Source organism: Streptomyces zingiberis (assembly GCF_012034935.1).
Lineage (GTDB): Bacteria > Actinomycetota > Actinomycetes > Streptomycetales > Streptomycetaceae > Streptomyces > Streptomyces zingiberis.
Map to the genome: position 1 here is coordinate 162,486 of NZ_JAATEN010000002.1, position 18,895 is coordinate 181,380.

Genomic DNA, 18,895 nt, shown 5'->3' on the forward strand with positions numbered 1-18,895 from the left:
GTAGCTGACGCAGCTCCCGACACGGTAGGGATCGGTCCGTCATGCCTCAGATGCCCCCGAGCCGCAGAAGCGTGCTCACCGGTTTTGGCTCCCTCGCCGCCACGGCCGGGCTCGGCTCCGCGGCCTCCGGCTGCGCCGCGCCCTCCGCGGCCGGCGCCGGCCGCACCCGCCTCCGTTTCTGGCACCTCTACGGCGGCGGGGACGGCGTGACCATGCAGGCCATGCTGGACGCCTTCCGTGCCGGCCACCCCGGCGTCGGGCTGGAGTCCGCCACCCTCCAGTGGGGTCCGGCGTACTACACCAAACTCGGGATGGCCGGGGCCGGCGGCCGTGCCCCGGAGGTGGCCGCCCTCCACCTCTCCCGCCTCCCGGGGTTCGCACCCGGCCGTCTCCTCGACCCCTTCGACCTGGACCTGCTCGCCCGTCACGGGGTGCGGCCGGAGCATTTCCCCGAGGCCATCTGGCGGCGCGGGGCCTCCGGCGGCGCGCAGTACGCCATCCCGTTCGACACGCATCCGTTCGTCCTCTTCTACAACACCGAGGTGTGCGCGAAGGCGGGGCTGCTCGACGGGAACTCGCCCGGGAAGAGGGAGGAAGACGGGGAAAAGGGGCAAGGGAAGCGAGGGGCGAAGGGGAGGAGCGGAGGGAAGGCCAGGCTCCGTCCCCTGGCGGGCGTGGGGGAGTTCACCCGGGCTCTGCGGGCCGCGCGCGAGGCCACCGGGCATCCGGGGCTGGTCATCGAGACCCTGGGCAACGACACCGTCGGGCCCTGGCGGTTGTTCGCCACCTTCTACGCGCAGGCCGGCGGCACCGTCCTCGACCCCACCGCCACCCGCGTCACCCTGGACGACGCCAAGGCGCTGCGGGTGCTGGAGTGGATGCGCTCGCTCGTCGAGGACGGGCACGCCCCGCGGCGCGTCGACTACACCGGCGCCGTCAGCAGGTTCAACAACGGCGACAGCGCCTTCCTCATCACCGGCGAATGGGAGGTCAGCACCTACCTCACCACCGAACTCCCGTTCTCCATGACCCGGATACCGAACCTCTTCGGCCGGCCCTCCGCCTTCGCCGACTGCCACACCTTCGTCCTGCCCCACCAGGCGGACCGCGGTGGCGCGTCCAACGAGGCCGCCCACCGTTTCGTCGCCTGGATGCTCCGGCACTCCACCGACTGGGCCGCCGGCGGCCATGTCCCCGCCTACCGGCCCGTCCTGTCCGAGCCCGCGTATCTGGAGCTGCACCCGCAGTCGGAGTACCGCTCGGTGGTGGACGACGTGGCCCTCGACCCGCCGGCCTGGTTTGCCGGCTCCGCCTCCGCGATGCAGATCGAGCTGGGCGCCGCCCTCTCCGGAGTGCTCACCGGCTCCCGCTCCCCGCGGGACGGCCTCGACGAGGTGCGGAAGCGGCTGCGGGACCTCCTCGCCACCCCCGACCCCTTCGGAGGCAGGGCATGACGACCACCGCAGCCGTTCCGCCCCCGGCGCCCGCCGCGAAGGCCGCCGGTGGATCCGCCGCCGGCCCGCCGCGCGCCGTCCGTCACCGGTGGACCGAGCACGGCCTGCTCTTCACCGCGCCCTTCCTCCTGGTCTACGGCCTCTTCCTGGTCTGGCCGCTGTTCTACGGCGTCAAGATGAGCCTGGGGGACGACAACATCGCCGGCACCGGGTCGCGCTTCGTCGGGCTCGCCAACTACGCCGAGGCGCTGACCGATCCCGAGATGTGGGACTCCCTCGGCAACACCCTCTGGTTCACGGTGCTCTCCACCGTCCCGCTGGTCGTCCTCGGCCTCGTCCTGGCGCTCCTCGCGCACGAGCTGCGGGTCGTCCAGTGGCTGTGGCGGCTCTCGTGGTTCGCTCCGTTCCTGCTGCCCTCGGGCGTCGTCTGCCTGCTCTGGCTGTGGATGATCTACCCCTCGGACTTCGGCCTCGCCGACCAGCTGCTGGCCTCCGCCGGACTCCACCCGGGCATCGGCTGGCTCACCGAGCCGCGCTACGCGATGCTCTCCGTCGTCCTCACCACCGTGTGGTGGACCATCGGCTTCAACTTCCTGCTGTACCTGGCCGGGTTGCAGGCCATCCCCGCCCATCTGTACGAGGCCGCGGAGCTGGACGGCGCGGGGGCCTGGTCCCGGCTGGTCCACGTCACGCTGCCGATGCTGCGCCGCACCACCTTCGTGGTGCTGGTGCTCCAGCTGCTGGCCTCGCTGAAGATCTTCGACCAGGTGTACATCATGACCGGCGGCGGGCCCGACGAGTCCACCCGCCCAATCCTCCAGTACGTCTACCAGGCCGGGTTCACCGGCTACCGGATCGGCTACGCCTCGGCCGTCTCCTACATCTTCTTCGCCCTGATCGTCGTCGTCTCGCTGGTGCAGCTCCGGCTGTCCCGGCGCGCGAGTGAGGAGAGCCGCCGGTGAGCGCCGACACCCTGACCGGAACGGCGCGCGGAACCGGGGCGGCTCCGCCGCGGACCCCGGCGGACCGGACGGGCCGGGGCCGCGCGCCCCGCTGGACCCCGGGCCGTCTCGGGCTGCTCGCCGTGGCCCTGCTGCTCGTCGTCGCCTGGCTGCTGCCGCTCGCCTGGGCCGTGGCCACCTCGCTGAAACCGGAGGGCGAGACGACCCGGACCCCGCTGGAGTGGGTCGGCTCGACCGTCACCCTCGACGCCTACCGCACCGTGTGGGAGGCGGGCGACCTGGGCCGCTGGATGCTCAACTCCGCCTACGTCGCGACCATGACGACCCTGCTGACCGTGGTGGTCTGCGCCATGGCCGCCTACGGCTTCGCCCGCACGGAGTTCCGCGGCCGCCGCCTCCTCTACGGGCTGGTGCTCGCCGGGATCATGGTGCCGCCGCAGGTGCTGATGGCGCCGCTCTTCGCGCAGATGGTGCAGCTCCGGCTGGTCGACACCTACTGGGGCGTGATCCTGCCCCAGGTGGCCGTCCCCGCCATGGTCTTCATCCTCGTGGCGTTCTTCCGGGGGGTGCCGCGCGAACTGGAGGAGGCCGCGTTCTGCGACGGCGCGAGCCGCTGGCGGGTCTTCTGGAAGATCGTGGTGCCGCTCTCCCGGCCGGTGCTCGCCGCGGTCGCGATCTTCACCTTCATCTCCACCTGGAACAACTTCCTCTGGCCGTTCCTGGTGACCACCGACCCGGCGGGGATGACGCTCCCCGTCGGCCTGGTGAACGTCCAGTCCACCTACGGGGTCCGCTACGCGCAGGTGATGGCGTCCCTCGTCATCAGCGGGCTGCCGCTGCTCGTCGTCTTCGCCCTCTTCCAGCGCCAGATCGTCCGCGGTGTGGCGCACACCGGGCTCGCCGGGCAGTAGCCGGACACCAGCCCGGCACCAGCCGGTTGCCGCCGCCCGACTCACCCCCGGCGGCAACCGGACCGGACGCCTACCCCCCGTGCCGCAGTTCCGTTCCCCGCCCTCACCCGGAAGGACTCCATGAGCGACCGCACCGCCCGCTTCGCCCTGCACCCCGCGTTCTCCGTCGGGGAGGTGAACCCCCGCCTCTTCGGCTCCTTCGTCGAACACCTGGGACGCTGCGTCTACACCGGCGTCTTCGAACCCGGCCACCCGGCCGCCGACGAGGCGGGACTGCGCACCGACGTCCTCGGCCTCGTCCGGGAGCTGGGCGTCACCACCCTCCGCTACCCGGGCGGCAACTTCGTCTCCAACTACCGCTGGGAGGACGGCACCGGCCCCCGCGAGGAACGCCCGCGCCGCCTCGACCTCGCCTGGCGCTCCACCGAGACCAACCGGTTCGGCCTCGGGGAGTTCATGGACTTCGCCGGCAAGGCTGGCGCCGAGCCGATGCTCGCCGTCAACCTCGGCACCCGGGGCGTCGCCGAGGCACTGGAGCTCCAGGAGTACGCCAACCACCCGGGCGGCACGGAACTCTCCGACCGCCGCGTGGCCCACGGCGCGAAGGACCCCTACGGCATCCGCCTGTGGTGCCTCGGCAACGAGATGGACGGTCCCTGGCAGACCGGCCACAAGACCGCCGAGGAGTACGGCCGGCTGGCCGCCGAGACCGCGCGCGCCATGCGCCAGCTCGACCCGGACGTCGAACTCGTCGCCTGCGGCAGCTCCAACCAGGCCATGCCGACCTTCGCCGCCTGGGAGGCGACCGTCCTGGCGGAGTGCTACGACCTCGTCGACCACATCTCCCTGCACGCCTACTACGAGGAGACCGGCGGCGACCGCGACTCCTTCCTCGCCTCGGCCGTGGACATGGAGTCCTTCATCGAGAACGTCGTCGCCACCTGCGACCACATCGGCGCCCGGCTGAAGTCGCCGAAGCGGATCTCGCTCTCCTTCGACGAGTGGAACGTCTGGTACCTCTCCCGTTACGAGGCGGAGGCCCAGCGGAACCCCGGGACCTGGGAGGAGGCGCCGCGGCTGCTGGAGGACCACTACAGCGTCACCGACGCCGTCGTCTCCGGCTCGCTGCTCATCGCGCTGCTGCGCCACGCCGACCGGGTGACCGTGGCCTGCCTCGCCCAGCTCGTCAACGTCATCGCGCCGATCCTCACCGAGCCCGGCGGCCCGGCCTGGCGGCAGACGACGTTCTTCCCCTTCGCGCAGGCGTCCCGGTACGGGCGCGGCCGGGTGCTCACCGTCACCCCCACCGGCCCCTCCCACGGGACGGCGCGCCACGGGGAGGTGCCGCTGCTGCACGCCACGGCCGTGCTGGACGAGACCACCGGCGCGGTCACCGTCTTCGCCGTCAACCGCGACCTCCACCGGCCGCTGCCGCTGGAGGTGACCCTGCACGGGCTGGCCGTGGAACGCGTCGCCGAGCACAGCGTCCTCGCCGACGCCGACCCGGAGGCCCGCAACACCCTCGCCGACCCGGAGCGGGTCGCCCCGCACCCGGCGGAGGGCACATCCTTGGCCGGCGGCGTCCTCCGCGCCGAACTCGAACCCCTCTCCTGGAACGTCATCCGCCTCACCTGAGGAAGGGGCCGGCGGAGGGGCGGGGAGGGGCGGGGAGGGGCTTCCGGAGGGCGAATCGGAGGGGACCGGGGCGGAGCCGGCCCCGCCCCGGGGACCCGGTGGTCCGGGGGCGTAACCGGCCCGGCGCCGATCACGCCTGCGGTAGCGTGAGAAACGTGACACTCCAGGCGATCGAAGAGGTCCGTCTCACCGCGTTCAAGAGCTTCCGCGGCGAGGCGCTGCCCCTCGCGCCGCTCACCGTCCTGATCGGCCGGAACAGCAGTGGCAAGTCCAACGCCCTGGATGGTCTGGAGGTGCTCTCCCGGCTGGCCCGCGGGGAGGACGTGATCGAGGCGCTGGAGAGCCGGCGCGGCGAATCCGGCCCGGTGCGCGGCGGGCTGGCCGGCTGCGTCCCGCACGGCTCCGGCCACTTCACCCTCGGCTGCACGGTGCGGCGGGAGGAGGAGGGGAAGCGGTGGCTGGTCGACCTGGACATCACGGTGCAGGTGGAGCCGGAGGTCCGGATCGTCCGTGAGACGATCACCGGCCCGACCCACCAGGGGCGGCGGAAGGTTCTGGAGACGACGGACGAGCCACCGGGCCCCGGCGCGGTGCTCGCGGCCGTGCACAACGGCAGACCCGGCCGGAACCCCCAGGTGGCGTTCCGCGCCTCGCGTCTGCTCGCGGCGCAGCTCCCCGGACGCCTGATGGGCGACACCGAGGGGGAGCGGGACACCCTCTGGTGCGCGGAGACCGTGGTGTCGGCGCTCTCCGGGGTCTTCCACCTGGACCCGGTGCCTCACCTGATGCGTCAGTACGTACCGGCGCGCGATGTCCACCTGCGGCGCACCGCGGAGAACCTGTCCGCCGCCGTGGGAAGTCTCCAGCGGCAGGAGTCCGGGCTCTTCCAGCGCCTGGTGGAACTCGTGCGCGGGCTGACGGACCACGACATCGAGCGACTGGCGGTCACCCGGTCCGAACTGGGAGACGTGATGCTCGCGCTCGACGAGGGCGGCCACGGACTGACCCCGGCCCGGGAGATGAGCGACGGAATGCTGCGCTTTCTGGCGGTGGCCACGTCCTTGCTCACCGGCGGCAGCGGGCTCGACCTCGGGCCACGGGTCCCGGAGCGGTCCGCGCACTCGTTGATGCTGGTGATCGAGGAACTGGAGAACGGCCTGCACCCCTCGCAGGCGTCGGAAGTCCTGCAACTGGTCCGGCAGGCCAGCGCCGAGAACAGCACGCAGGTGCTGATCACCACCCACAGCCCGGCCCTGCTCACCGCTCTGGACAGCGCCGACCACGAGGGCGTCGTCGTCTGCGCCCGTGACCGCGGGACGGGGACCAGCCGGCTCCACCGGCTGACGGAGCTGGAGTCGTATCCGGCGGCGATGGCCGCCGGAACCCTGGGGGACGTGGTCGCCCGCGGCCGTCTGGAGAACCGCGGTGGCGACCGGGACTACTCGGACTTCGACCGGCTGCTCGGAATCGGGTGACGGGCGTGGCGCGCAGAGTCGAGTTCGTCGACACCTCCGTCCTGTGCAACCTCCTCGGTGTCCCGGGCAAGTGCCAGGACCGTGAGGAGGTGGCCGCCGACCTCGTCCGCAAGCGAGCGGCGCGGGACTGCACCCTGCTGCTCCCCGTCACGGCGGTGATCGAGACGGGGAACCACATCGCCCAGTTACCGGACGGCGCGGCACGCAGGACCTGTGCGGAGCGCTTCGCCACGGTGCTCCGGACGGTGGTGGAGGGCACGGCGCCCTGGGCGCTGAACGAGGTGGAGTGGAACGGCGCCCACCTGGAGGCCCTGATCGCCGGGGGACGGACGGGCAGCAGCCTGATCGAGCACGCCTGCAACCGTCTGGGCTGCGGCGATCTCAACATCCTGATCGAGCGGGACCGTTACCTGGCCCGTACCTCCGGCATCGAGGCCAGGGTCTGGACGCTCGACGCGCTGCTCGGCTCCTACGCCTGATCCGGTGCCGGCCGCGGGCCCGGGTGCCCTCGCCGGGCGCGGGCGGGCCCGGGGCACGGCGGCGGGCCGGGGCCCGCGGTGGTGCGCGGGGGCTTCGGTCAGTACAGGCTGCCCAGCGCCTCCGGGGTGAAGGGCTTCAGTTCGGCGGTGCGGCCGTCGAGGACCTTCGCGGCCCACTCGGGGTCGGCCAGCAGGGCGCGGCCGACGGCCACCAGGTCGAACTCCTCGCGCTCCAGCCGGTCCAGCAGGTCGTCCAGGCCGGTGACATCGGCCGGCTCGCCCCGGAAGCTGCTCATGAACTCACTGCTCAGGCCGACCGAGCCGACGGTCACGGTGGGCAGGCCGGACAGCTTGCGTGCCCAGCCGGCGAGGTTGAGGCCGGAACCCTCGAACGCGGGCTCCCAGTAGCGGCGCGTGGAGCAGTGGAAAACGTCGGCGCCCGCCTCGGCCAGCGGGGCGAGAAGGGCCTCCAGCTCCTGGGGGGACTCCGCCAGCCGGGCGGTGTAGTCGCTCATCTTCCACTGGGAGAGCCGGAAGAGGATCGGGAAGTCCGGGGAGACCGCACCACGGCAGGCGGCGATGATCTCCGCCGCGAAGCGGGTGCGCGCGAGGAGGTCCCCGCCGTAGGCGTCGTCACGCCGGTTGGTGTGGGCCCAGAGGAACTGGTCGATCAGATAGGCGTGGGCACCGTGCAGTTCGATGCCGTCGAAGCCCCGGGCCTCGGCCGCGGCGGCGGCCGAGGCGAAGGCGGCGACGACGTCGTCGATGTCGTCCAGGGTCATCGCGCGGCCCGGTTCGGAGTCCTTCACCGGGACGCCGGACGGGCCTACGGGGGGTGCCTCGGGGACGGGCGGGGCCCCGGCGTCACGCGCCATGCCCACATGCCAGAGCTGCGGCACGATCCGCCCGCCGGCGGCGTGGACGGCGTCCGCCACCCGGCCCCAGCCGGCCAGCGGCTCCTCGCCGTGGAAGCGAGGGACGCGGTCGCTCGTCCCGGCGGAGGGGTGGTCGACGTAGGTGCCCTCGGTGATGAGCAGGCCGACGCCGGCGGCGGCCCGCCGGGCGTAGTACGCGGCCACGTCGGGGCCGGGCACGCCGCCCGGGGAGTACTCGCGGGTCATCGGGGCCATCGCGAGGCGGTTGCGGACCGTCAGCCCGCCCAGGGTGAGGGGACGTCCGAGGATCTGCGCGGCCCGGGAGGTGGGACTGTTCGCCATGGAATTCCTTCGTCCTGTCGGCGGTACGGCCGCGCGGGGCGGCCGGGGTCGTCAGGCTGGAACATCCGGAGGGATCCTCCGATTCCTCCGGCCGGGGCGCGCCGGGGTGTTCGATGCGTGACGCTCGTCACAGACGCCGGTTCGGGATCACCGGCCGTCGCCCACGGGCCTGCCGGTGATGCACCGCGCGGCCCGGCCCCGGCCCCGGTCCCCCGGCCGCCGGGCGCGGTGACGGCGGGACGGCGGCCGGGGCGCGGAACCGGGCGGGTGCGCGGCCGGGCGGTGCGGTGGGGCGGTGCGGTGGGGCGGTTGGGCCGGCCCTCCGGCCCGACGGCGCCGGGGCCGCGCGCGTGCCGTCAGCCGCCCCGGCGGGCCCCGCCCGGCCCGTCGAACTCACCGGCCTTGACCCCGCGGAGCAGGGCGCCGAGTGCCGCGGCCGAGACGGTGAGGACCGTTCCCGGGGTGTCGCTCTCGCGCAGGGCCACGGCGGACCCGGCGGTCGCGAGCTCCACGCACTCGCCTTCCTCCTGGGAGTAGGAGGACTTCTGCCAGCGCCACGGGCCCGCGGGGTTCCGCGCCTGCCGCACCGGCCGGCCCCGGTGGGCCGGCTGCCGCTGCCGGACGTTCCGGCCGTTCTGCCGGATGGTCTGCTTGGCCATCGGATGGACCCTTCACAGCTCGCGCACGACGGAGTGGATGAAGGCACGCGACTCGGCCTCGCCGAGCGCCTCCGACTGCATGGCGTCGAAGAGGTGCCGGTACTTCCTGAGCTGGGGTTCGGTGTCGAGGAGCACCATCCCGTGCGCCGCGTCGACCTGCACGGCGTCCAGTTGGGGGACGGGACCGCAGGCGTAGAGCATCGCGTGGCCCGAACCGATGTGGGCCTCGGAGGCGAACGGGATCACCCGGAGGCTGATGTCCGGCCGTTCCCCCAGCTCCGCCATGGTCGTGAGCTGCTCGCGCACCACCCGCCGGCCGCCGAAGCGCATCCGCAGCGCGGCCTCGTGGATCACCACCTCGTACGGGGACGCCCGGCGCCCGGACAGGACCCGCTGCCGCTCCATGCGGTGGGAGACCCGCGCCTCCAGCTCCGTCCGGGGCAGGGGCGGCATCGCGGCGCCGAAGATGGTGCGGGCGTACGCCTCGGTCTGTAACAGGCCGGGAATGTGCGTGATCTGGATGGTGCGCAGCCGGGTGGCGTGGTGCTCCAGCTCGGAGAGGTCCAGCAGGGAGGCTGGCAGGATCCCCCGGTACGCCTCCCACCAGCCCTGGCCGCGCTGTTCGTAGGTGATGGCCACGAGGGTGTCGATCAGCGTGGAGTCCCCGCACGAGTAGAAGGTCGCGAGCCGCCGCAGCCGTTCCTCGCTGATGCCCAGCCTCCCGGCCTCGATATGGCTGACCTTGGCGGGGTCGACCCCGAGGAGCCTGGCGGTGTCGCGGGCGGTCACGCCCGCGGCCTGCCGCATCCTCCGCAGCTCGGCACCCAGGCGCTCCTGCCGAGCTGTGGGTGTGCTTCTCAGCGACATGACGTCCTTTCTGTGTCTGGTGTGTCGCGTGTGACGCATCACCCTTTCATGAACCGTGTGCGGGTGGGGACTTGGCGTGATCACACCGCCCGGATCGGGCCCGCGCGGGCCCGGCCGGCCCGCTCCCGGAGGCACCGGCCGGCTCCGGCGGGCAGGATCCGGCGGGCGGCACGACGGAGCCCGGGACCTCCCGTTCCTGTGGAGGTCCCGGGCCACGGTGAAACTCCGGCGGGCGCCCGTCCGGCCGCCCTCGCGTCACGGGGCGGCGTCCCGGCGCCCACCGCGCGCCGGGGTGGTGTGTCCGGTGAGGCCCCGGAGGCTCAGCGGGCGGAGAAGGAGTGCACCGTCTCCGAGCGGTAGGTCTCCCCGGGCCGCAGCACGGTCGACGGGAAGGAGGGCTGGTTCGGGGAGTCCGGGAAGTGCTGGGTCTCCAGGCAGAAGCCGTCACCCTGGCGGTAGACCCGGCCCGAGGTGCCGGCGAAGGAGGCGTCCAGGAAGTTGCCGGTGTAGAGCTGCACGCCCGGTTCCGTGGTGGCGATGCGCAGGGTGCGGCCGGAGCGCGGTTCGGTGACCGTCATGGCGTGGCGGGGGCGCGCCGTGCTGCCCTTGTCGAGGACGTAGTTGTGGTCGATGCCCCGGCCGCGGAGGATCTGCTGGTGCCCGTCGCGGATGTCCCGGCCGATGGCCTTCGCGCGCCGGAAGTCGAACGGGGTGCCGGCCACCGGCATCAGCTCGCCGGTCGGGATGAGCCCGGCGTCCACGGCGGTGATGCGGGAGGCGTCCAGCCGCAGCTCGTGGCCGAGCACCGAGCCGGAGCCCTCGCCGGCGAGGTTGAAGTAGGTGTGGTTGGTGAGGTTGACGACCGTCGGGGCGTCCGTCGTGGCCCGGTAGGTGATGCGGAAGTCCCCGTCACCGGTGAGGACGTACTCCACCCGCACCGTCAGCGCGCCGGGGTACCCCATCTCACCGTCCGGGGAGACCCGGCTGAGCACCAGCCCGGTGTCACCGCCGCGGGTGAACGGCTCGACCTTCCAGACGCGCTTGTCGAAGCCCTGGTCGCCGCCGTGCAGGCTGTGGTCCCCGTCGTTGACGGGGAGCTGGTACGTCCTGCCGTCGAGGGTGAAGCGGCCGCGGGCGATGCGGTTGCCGTAGCGCCCGATCAGCGCCCCGAAGTAGGGGCTGTGCTCCAGGTAGGAGGGGAGGTCCGCGAAGCCGAGCGAGACGTTGGCCGTCCGGCCGCGCCGGTCGGGGATCTCCAGCGACTGGACGATGCCGCCGTAGGAGAGCACCCGCAGCCGGGTGCCGCCGTTCGAGAACGTCCAGCGGTCGACCCGGGTGCCGTCCGGGAGGGTGCCGAAGGTGTCACGGACGGGGGCGCCGCGCCCGGCGGGAACGCCCGCCCCGCGCTCCGCGGCGCCCTGTTCCCGGGCCTCCGCCGTACCTGCTGTCGTCATGGTCGTGGCCGCCAATCCAGCGGCCGCGGCCGCTATCACCGTGCGTCTCGATGTCATGCCGTGCCGATCCTCTCAGGGGCTACAGGGGACAGAGCGGACAAGGGGAGCGGGCGGCCCCACCGGGGGCCGCCCGCCGTGCCGGGGCCGTTACGAGCCGACCCGGCGCTTGTTCCAGACGTCGAAGCCGACCGCCGCCAGCAGCACCAGGCCCTTGATGACCTGCTGGTAGTCGGTGCCGATGCCGACCAGCGACATCCCGTTGTTGAGCACGCCGAGCACCAGGCCGCCGATGATCGCGCCGAGCACCGTGCCGACCCCGCCGCTGGCCGAGGCCCCGCCGATGAACGCGGCCGCGATGGCCTCCAGCTCGAAGTTGATGCCGGCGTTGGGGGTCGCCGCCGTCAGCCGGGCCGCGTAGACGACCCCCGCCAGGGCGGCGAGCATGCCCATGTTCACGAAGACCAGGAAGGTGACGCGCTTGTCCTTCACCCCGGACAGCTTGGCCGCCGCCCGGTTGCCGCCCATCGCGTAGACGTGCCGGCCGATGACCGCCTTGCGCATCACGAAGCCCAGCGCCATCAGCAGACCGCACAGGATGAGCAGCACGATCGGCGCGCCGTGGTAGCTGGCCAGGGTCATCGCGAAGGCGATGATCGCCGCCACCAGGGCGGCGCACTTCACGGCGAAGAGGCCGATCGGCATGGTCTCCAGCTCGTACCGCTCCTGCTGCCGGCGGTCGCTCCACTCCCGCCACACCACGTAGACCACCAGGACCAGGGCGATCACCAGGGTCGGGTTGTGGTAGTTGGTGGAGGGGCCCATCTCCGGGATGAAGCCGTTGCCCAGCGACTGGAAGCCGTCCGGGAAGGGCCGCAGGGTCTGGCCCTCCAGCATGATCTGGGTGGCCCCGCGGAAGAGCAGCATCCCGGCGAGGGTGACGATGAACGACGGGACGCCGATGTAGGCGATCCAGAAGCCCTGCCAGGCGCCGGCCGCCACCCCGATCAGCAGGCAGATGATCAGGGCCGGTACCCAGGGCATGTCGTTTTTGATCATCAGGACGCCCGCGACCGAGCCGGTGAAGGCGGCCAGCGAGCCCACCGACAGGTCGATGTGGCCCGCGATGATGACGATCATCATGCCGATGGCCAGGATGAGGATGTAACTGTTCTGCTGGACCAGGTTGGTGACGTTCTGCGGCTTGAGCAGGATGCCGTCGGTCCACACCTGGAACAGCACGACGATCATCGCCAGCGCGAGCAGCATCCCGTACTGCCGCATGTTGGCGCGCATCCCGCGCAGCACGGTGGCGGCCAGCTGCGAACCGGCGGAGCCGGACGGGCCGGGGGAGCCGGGCCCTGGTCCGGGGCCCGGGTCCTTGGTGGTGGTCGTGGTGCTCATCGCGTTCGTCCTCTGTCCATGGTCATGTGGCGCATCAGCACTTCCTGGGTGGCCTCCGCCCGGTCCACCTCGCCGGTCAGCCGGCCGGCGGCCATCGTGTAGATCCGGTCGCACATCCCCAGCAGCTCCGGCAGCTCCGAGGAGATGAGGAGCACCGCCTTGCCCTGGGCGGCCAGTTCCCCCACCACCGTGTAGATCTCGTACTTCGCGCCCACGTCGATGCCGCGGGTCGGCTCGTCGAGGATCAGCACGTCCGGGCCGGCCTGGAGCCACTTGCCGAGGACGACCTTCTGCTGGTTGCCGCCGCTGAGCCGGCCCACGGTCTCGAACACCGTGGGGGCCTTGATGTTGAGCGACGTGCGGTAGCGCTCGGCGGCCCGGGTCTCCTCGTGTTCCCTGATCACCCCGCGCCGGGAGACCTTGCCGAGCGAGGCGATGGTGACGTTGCGGCGGATGTCGTCACCGAGGTTGAGCCCGTAGGTCTTGCGGTCCTCCGTGACGTACGCGATGCCGTGGGCGACGGCCTCGGGCACGGTACGGGTGGAGACCTCCCGGCCGTCGCGGAGCACGTGACCCGAGGCGTGCCGCCCGTAGGAGCGGCCGAAGACGCTCATCGCCAGCTCGGTGCGGCCGGCGCCCATCAGCCCGGCGATGCCGACGACCTCCCCCCGCCGCACCTCCAGGGAGACCCCGTCGACCACCTTCCGCTGCTGGTCGATGGGGTGGTGCACGGTCCAGTCCACGATCCGCAGGGCCGGCGGCGCGGTGGCGTCCCCACCCTCGTACCGGGGGCGTTCGGGGAAGCGGTGGCCGAGGTCGCGGCCGACCATGCCCCGGATGATCCGCTCCTCGGTGACGGCGGGCTCGGCGTCCGGGGTCTCGCGGACGGTGAGGGTCTCCACCGTCCGGCCGTCCCGCAGCACGGTCACGGTGTCCGCGATCCCCAGCACCTCGCCGAGCTTGTGCGAGATGAGGATGCAGGAGATCCCCTGGGCACGGAACTCCCGCAGCAGATCGAGGAGTTTCGCGCTGTCCTCGTCGTTGAGGGCGGCGGTGGGCTCGTCCAGGATGAGCAGCCGCACCTCCTTGGCGAGCGCCTTGGCGATCTCCACGAGCTGCTGCTTGCCGACGCCGATGTCCGCGATCCGGGTCTGCGGGGAGTCGGTCAGGCCCACCCGGCGCAACAGCTTCCCGGCCCGCCCCAGGGTGTCGTTCCAGTCGATCACCCCGCGGGTGGTCTGCTCGTTGCCGAGGAAGATGTTCTCGGCGATCGACAGGTACGGGATGAGCGCGAGCTCCTGGTGGATGATGACGATGCCGCGCCGCTCGCTGGCCCGGATGTCCTTGAACGCGCACGGCTCGCCCCCGAGGACGATCTCGCCCTCGTAACTGCCGTGCGGATGGACCCCGCTGAGCACCTTCATCAAGGTGGACTTCCCGGCGCCGTTCTCCCCGCAGATCGCGTGGATCTCGCCCTCGCGCACGGAGATGTCCACACCCGAGAGCGCCTTGACGCCGGGGAAGGTCTTGGTGATGGAGCGCATCTCCAGCACGGGGCGCGGGGGCGCGGCGGTGGCCGCGCCGCCGGGTTCGGTTGCCTCCGCCATCAGTTCAGCTCGGCCTCGGTGTAGGTGCCGTCCTCGACCAGCTGCTTCCAGTTGGACTTGTCCACGCTCACCGGCTGCAGCAGGTAGGCCGGTACGACCTTCTTGCCGTTGTCGTAGGACTTGGTGTCGTTGACCTCGGGCTTGCCGCCGGTCAGGATCGCGTCCCCCATCTGCGCGGCGGACTTGGCGAGCTTGCGGATGTCCTTGTAGACGGTCTGCGTCTGCTCGTCGTCGATGATGGACTTGACCGAGGCCTTCTCCGCGTCCTGCCCGGTGATCACCGGGAACGGCTGGCTCTTGGTGCCGTACCCGACGCTCTTGAGCGCGGAGAGGACGCCGATGGAGATGCCGTCGTACGGGGAGAGCACGGCGTCCACGCGCTCGCTGGTGTACGCCTTGGAGAGCAGGTCGTCCATCCGCCGCTGGGCCGCGCCGCCGTCCCAGCGGAGCGTGGTGATCTGGTTGAGCTTGGTCTGCTTGGAGCGGACGACCAGCTTGCCGTCGTCGATGTACGGCTTGAGCACGCTCATGGCGCCGTCGAAGAAGAAGCGGGTGTTGTTGTCGTCGGGGGAGCCGGCGAAGAGCTCGATGTTGAACGGGCCCTTCTCGCCGCCGTCCTCCTTCAGCCCCAGCTTCTCCGCGATGTAGGTGCCCTGGAGGACGCCGACCTTGAAGTTGTCGAAGGTGGCGTAGTAGTCGACGTGCTCGGTGCCCATCAGCAGCCGGTCGTAGGCGATGACCGGGATGTTGTCGTCGGCGGCGCGCTGGATCACATTGGTGAGCGCGGCGCTGTCGATGGCGGCGATGACGATGAGCCGGTGGCCCTTGGAGATCATGTTCTCGATCTGGGCGACCTGCTCGTCGACGTCGTCGTTGCCGAACTGGAGGTCCGCCTTGTAGCCCTTGGACTCGAACTCCTTCGCCAGGTTGCGCCCGTCGGCGATCCAGCGCTCGGAGGACTTGGTGGGCATGGCCAGCCCGATGGTGCCGCCCTTCTCGTCGCCCCCCTTGCGGTCGTCGTCGACGCCGGTGCTGTCCTGCCCGCAGGCGGTGAGGGTGAGCGTGAGAACTGCCGCCGCCGCGGCCGCGGCTCGGAACGTTCGCATGATGGTCGGGGTCCTTCCGTAGTGCCGGTGACTCAGGAGTCCTCGCCCTCCGGGAAGCGCCGCAGCGGTCCCGGAAGACGCGAGCCGAGGGGAGACATGGCGCCGTCCGCGCCGTGCCGCGCCAGCAGGTCGAGGACCAGCCGGCCGCGCCGGACCCGCTCCCGTGCGGTGTCCAGCGTGACGTCGCGCAGATGGGCGCCGTAGGGGTAGATGGCGGGGGCCTTGCTCAGCCCGAACTTCAGGTAGATCGGGGCGCCGCGGCGGATCAGCTCCGCCGCGTCGTACATGCGGACGTAACCGCCGAGGTCGTCCGGGGCCTCGATGTAGAGGTCCATCGGGGCGCGGGAGGATCGCCGGATCTCGGTGATCTGGTCGAGCCCCAGGTCGGAGGGGATGTTGACGGAGTCCGCGCCGAGCCGCTCCCACACCCCGTACGCGGCCGGGTTGACCGGGCCGACCAGGGCGGACACCTTGAACGTGGTGTCGGCGGGGAGCACGCCTCTGGCGCGCAGCCGGTGCAGGGTCCACAGCACGCCCTCGTCGGCCACGAGCAGGCAGCGCACCCCCAGCTCGACGGCGCGCACCGCGTCCTCCACGCAGCCGGCGAGCCCGTCGTGCCCGCGGGCGCGCAGACCGCCGCCGCGCGAGTCGGTGCGGGTCGCGGCGCCGATGTCCCAGGTGCCGCGCGGCCCGGTGAACAGGCAGAGCTCGATGTCGCGTCCGGCGCAGAGCCCGAGCATCTCGGAGATCTCGGCGTCGGTGAGCATCCAGACGCCGCTGCCCTGGCTGACGCGGTGGACCGGCACCTCCAGCCGGTCGGACTCCTTGAGTACGGTCGCCAGCGCCTCCGGGCCTTCCACGGACGGCACCTCGGTGCGCCAGGTGCCGCCGTCGGGGAAGGAGTGCGGGGACGCGTCGGCCGGGTCGTCAGCGGGGACGGCCTCGCCGAGCAGGGAGAGGGCGGCCGAGCCGGGGCGGCGCGGCGCGGGACGGGTGGTGTCGGACACGGGGCTCCTCTGCTTCAACTGTTCCGGATCACGGATGGCGTTCGGCGGGCCGGACCGCGTGGCCGGAGGCCACCCGGTGGGGACACCGGCGCCGGCGCCGGGTCTCAGGGGCGCAGCAGCACCTTCCCCACCCCCGGATCGCCGCCGCCGACGAGCTTCACCGCGTCGGCGTACCCCTCCAGCGGCAGCTCGTGGGTGATCAGGGGAGCGGGGTCCAGCAGTCCGGCCTCGAAGCACCGGACGGCGTGCGCCCAGGCGGCGGACGGGGCGCCGAACACCGTGTGCACGGTGATCTGGCGCATCGCCAGCTCCGTCGGATCCAGGCCCGTGGCGCCGGGCGCGGGCAGCCCGGTGAGCACCACCCGGCCGCCGCGCCGCGCCAGGGCGACCGCGCCGGCCGCGCTGCCGGCGGCGCCCGCGGTCTCCACCACCAGGTCGTACCGCCCGGCGAGCGGGCCGAGCTGGCCGGGGGTGCGCGCCCCCGTGCCGCCGAACTCCACCCCCTGCCCGGCGCGGTCCGCGCGCGGGTCCACGACGAGCAGTTCGGCGGGGGAGCCGGCGGCCAGCAGCTGGACGGCGAGCAGCCCGAGCGTGCCGGCCCCGACGACCGCGATCCGCTCGGCGGGGCGCGCCGCCGCCGTCAGCGCCGCCGCGGCGACCACCGCGGCCGGCTCCAGCAGCGCCGCGGCCCGCAGATCCGTCCCCGGCCGGAGGAGGTGCAGCAGCCGGGCGGGCACGGTGAGCGTGGTGGCGAAGCCGCCGGGCCGGGTGAACCCCGTCTCGTCGTACCCGCCGCTGCACAGCGAGGTCTCCCCGGCCCGGCAGCGGTCACAGCTGCGGCAGTTGCGGAAGCCCTCGGCGACACAGGCGCGGCCGGTCAGCGCCGGGTCCACACCCTCGCCGACGGCCTCCACCGTCCCCGACCACTCATGGCCGGGGACGACGGGGTAGCGGACGTAGTCCGGCGCCCGGTTGCCCTCGTACAGCTCGCGGTCGCTGCCGCACACCCCGGCCGCCGCCACCCGCACCAGCACCTCGCCCGGCCCGGGGGGAGCCGGTTCGGCCGTCACGAGGCGGTGGGAGCCGGGGCGCTCCAGCAGGACGGCGCGCCCGGCCCCCGGGCTCATGAGGGCCTCCCGGTCGGGTCGCGCTTCTCCCAGCCCTCCGCCCAGAGGTCGAAGTGGGCGCGCTGCTGCGGGAACTCGGCGGCCGCCTCCGGGTCGAACTCGACGCCGAGCCCGGGGGCGTCGGAGAGCGTGAAGTAGCCGTCCACCACCTCGGGGGCGCCCTTCACCACCTTCTTGATGTCGGCGTCGGCGAAGTCGTTGAAGTGTTCGAGGATCTTGAAGTTGGGGGTGCACCCCGCCACCTGGAGCGAGGCCGCGGTGAGCACCGAGCCGCCCACGTTGTGCGGGGCGAGGAGCACGTAGTGCGTCTCGGCCGTGGCGGCCAGCTTCCGGGTCTCCAGGATGCCGCCGATGTGCCCCACGTCCGGCTGGATGATGTCGGCGGCCTGCGACTCGAACAGCTCGCGGAACTCGATCCGGTCGTGGATCCGCTCGCCGGTGGCGATCGGCAGCCGGGTCCGTTCGGCCACCTTGGCCAGCGCCTTGAGGTTCTCCGGCGGCACCGGCTCCTCCAGCCAGGAGGGGTGGAACCGCTCCAGCTCGCCGGCGAGCCGCACCGCCGTCGCGGGGCTGAACCGGCCGTGCATCTCGACCAGCAGCTCCGTCTCCGGCCCGATGGCGTCCCGCACCGCCTCGACCAGGGCTATGGAGTGCAGGGACTCGGCGTGGTCCAGCTCGAAGTGGCCGGTGCCGAACGGGTCCAGCTTCAGCGCCCGGTAACCGCGCTCGACGACCCGGCGGGCGGCCGCGTGGAACGCCTCGGGGGTGCGCTCGACGGTGTACCAGCCGTTGGCGTACGCCTTGACCCGGTCGGTGACCCGGCCGCCGAGGAGCTGCCAGACGGGCACGCCGAGCGCCTGGCCCTTGATGTCCCAGCAGGCCATCTCCACACAGGCGATGCCGGACATGACGATCTCGCCGGCCCGGCCGTAGTCGCCGTACTTCATCCGGCGGACGAGATCCTCCACCGCGAACGGGTCGGACCCCGCGAGGTGGTTGACCTCCGCCTCGCGCAGATAACCGATCAGCGCGTCGGTGTGGCCGAGCATCCGGGTCTCGCCGACGCCCGTGAGGCCCTCGTCGGTGTGGACGAGGACGTAGGTCAGATTGCGCCACGGGGTGCCGACGACATGGGTGGTGATGCCGGTGATGCGCAAGGCCCCTGCCCTTCGGTGGTTCTCGATGTTCGAGATATCGTCAACCGTTCGAAATTCTGGGCGCGACGGTAATGACGGCCCAGGAGCAGTGTCAATGGGCGTGCACCAGACCGTCCTTCCCCGCCCGCCGCGCCCCCACCCCGCTTGTGCGCAGAAGGGCCGGTTCCGGTGGGCGGCGGCTCTCCGCCACCGCGCCGGACGCGGGCGGGCGGTGTTTTCCGGCCGGGCGCCGGCTGCCCTCGGGGGCAGCGGGGCGGGGGCCGGAGGGGCTACGCGGACGGGCTACGGGGGCGGCGGCGCAGCCTCGGCCCGCCCCGCCCCGCCGCGGCGCGGCATGGCACGGCACGGCACGACATGGCATGGAAGGGCACGGCATG

Annotated in this window: 16 protein-coding genes; 6 read left to right on the top strand and 10 right to left on the bottom strand. The window is 72.6% G+C overall.

Features of this window, described 5'->3' with window-relative positions; genetic code table 11:
- Positions 1–41: 41 nt before the first annotated feature.
- The 6 genes from HCK00_RS02925 (at position 42) to HCK00_RS02950 (ending at position 6,916) form a co-directional block, all read left to right on the top strand.
- The gene (locus HCK00_RS02925) at positions 42–1,454 is read left to right on the top strand and encodes an extracellular solute-binding protein (RefSeq protein ID WP_168100136.1); all 1,413 of its coding nucleotides are present in this window, start codon (positions 42–44) and stop codon (positions 1,452–1,454) included.
- Positions 1,451–2,416, top strand: coding sequence for a carbohydrate ABC transporter permease (locus tag HCK00_RS02930; RefSeq protein ID WP_168100137.1), 966 nt, complete (start codon positions 1,451–1,453; stop codon positions 2,414–2,416). The genes HCK00_RS02925 and HCK00_RS02930 overlap by 4 nt, the downstream gene beginning before the upstream one ends.
- Complete coding sequence (locus HCK00_RS02935; RefSeq protein WP_168100138.1) at positions 2,413–3,327, top strand: carbohydrate ABC transporter permease; 915 nt, start codon at positions 2,413–2,415, stop codon at positions 3,325–3,327. The genes HCK00_RS02930 and HCK00_RS02935 overlap by 4 nt, the downstream gene beginning before the upstream one ends.
- 120 nt (positions 3,328–3,447) lie before the next feature.
- Entirely contained in the window at positions 3,448–4,962 is a 1,515-nt protein-coding gene (gene arfA / locus HCK00_RS02940; RefSeq protein WP_168100139.1) for an arabinosylfuranosidase ArfA, read from the top strand.
- 155 nt (positions 4,963–5,117) lie between these two features.
- A complete protein-coding gene (locus HCK00_RS02945) occupies positions 5,118–6,437 on the top strand; it encodes an AAA family ATPase (RefSeq protein ID WP_168100140.1) in 1,320 nt (439 codons plus the stop codon).
- Positions 6,438–6,442: 5 nt separating this feature from the next.
- Positions 6,443–6,916 (top strand): hypothetical protein, encoded by a 474-nt coding sequence (locus tag HCK00_RS02950; protein WP_168100141.1) that lies wholly within the window; start codon positions 6,443–6,445, stop codon positions 6,914–6,916.
- A gap of 98 nt (positions 6,917–7,014) precedes the next feature.
- Here HCK00_RS02950 and HCK00_RS02955 read toward each other — a convergent pair whose 3' ends face one another.
- The 10 genes from HCK00_RS02955 to HCK00_RS03000 form a co-directional block, all read right to left on the bottom strand.
- Positions 7,015–8,133: an NADH:flavin oxidoreductase gene (locus tag HCK00_RS02955; RefSeq protein ID WP_168100142.1), complete on the bottom strand. Its 1,119-nt coding sequence runs from the start codon at positions 8,131–8,133 to the stop codon at positions 7,015–7,017.
- Between the two features lie 356 nt (positions 8,134–8,489).
- Positions 8,490–8,792: a DUF397 domain-containing protein gene (locus HCK00_RS28350; protein ID WP_168100143.1), complete on the bottom strand. Its 303-nt coding sequence runs from the start codon at positions 8,790–8,792 to the stop codon at positions 8,490–8,492.
- A 12-nt stretch (positions 8,793–8,804) separates the two neighbouring features.
- On the bottom strand, positions 8,805–9,659 hold the full coding sequence (locus HCK00_RS02965) for a helix-turn-helix domain-containing protein (RefSeq protein ID WP_168100144.1): 855 nt from the start codon (positions 9,657–9,659) through the stop codon (positions 8,805–8,807).
- 320 nt (positions 9,660–9,979) lie between these two features.
- Positions 9,980–11,170: an aldose epimerase family protein gene (locus HCK00_RS02970; RefSeq protein WP_168100145.1), complete on the bottom strand. Its 1,191-nt coding sequence runs from the start codon at positions 11,168–11,170 to the stop codon at positions 9,980–9,982.
- A gap of 90 nt (positions 11,171–11,260) precedes the next feature.
- The gene (gene mmsB, locus HCK00_RS02975) at positions 11,261–12,514 is read right to left on the bottom strand and encodes a multiple monosaccharide ABC transporter permease (RefSeq protein ID WP_168100146.1); all 1,254 of its coding nucleotides are present in this window, start codon (positions 12,512–12,514) and stop codon (positions 11,261–11,263) included.
- Positions 12,511–14,121: a multiple monosaccharide ABC transporter ATP-binding protein gene (mmsA, locus tag HCK00_RS02980; RefSeq protein WP_168100147.1), complete on the bottom strand. Its 1,611-nt coding sequence runs from the start codon at positions 14,119–14,121 to the stop codon at positions 12,511–12,513. The genes mmsB and mmsA overlap by 4 nt, the downstream gene beginning before the upstream one ends.
- Positions 14,121–15,227, bottom strand: coding sequence for a multiple monosaccharide ABC transporter substrate-binding protein (gene chvE / locus HCK00_RS02985; RefSeq protein ID WP_168100148.1), 1,107 nt, complete (start codon positions 15,225–15,227; stop codon positions 14,121–14,123). Before chvE ends, mmsA begins: the two co-directional genes overlap by 1 nt.
- A gap of 32 nt (positions 15,228–15,259) precedes the next feature.
- Complete coding sequence (locus tag HCK00_RS02990; RefSeq protein WP_168100149.1) at positions 15,260–16,234, bottom strand: hypothetical protein; 975 nt, start codon at positions 16,232–16,234, stop codon at positions 15,260–15,262.
- 104 nt (positions 16,235–16,338) lie between these two features.
- A complete protein-coding gene (locus HCK00_RS02995) occupies positions 16,339–17,361 on the bottom strand; it encodes a zinc-dependent alcohol dehydrogenase (RefSeq protein WP_168100150.1) in 1,023 nt (340 codons plus the stop codon).
- The gene (locus tag HCK00_RS03000; protein ID WP_168100151.1) at positions 17,358–18,518 is read right to left on the bottom strand and encodes a mandelate racemase/muconate lactonizing enzyme family protein; all 1,161 of its coding nucleotides are present in this window, start codon (positions 18,516–18,518) and stop codon (positions 17,358–17,360) included. Before HCK00_RS03000 ends, HCK00_RS02995 begins: the two co-directional genes overlap by 4 nt.
- Positions 18,519–18,895 lie beyond the last annotated feature (377 nt).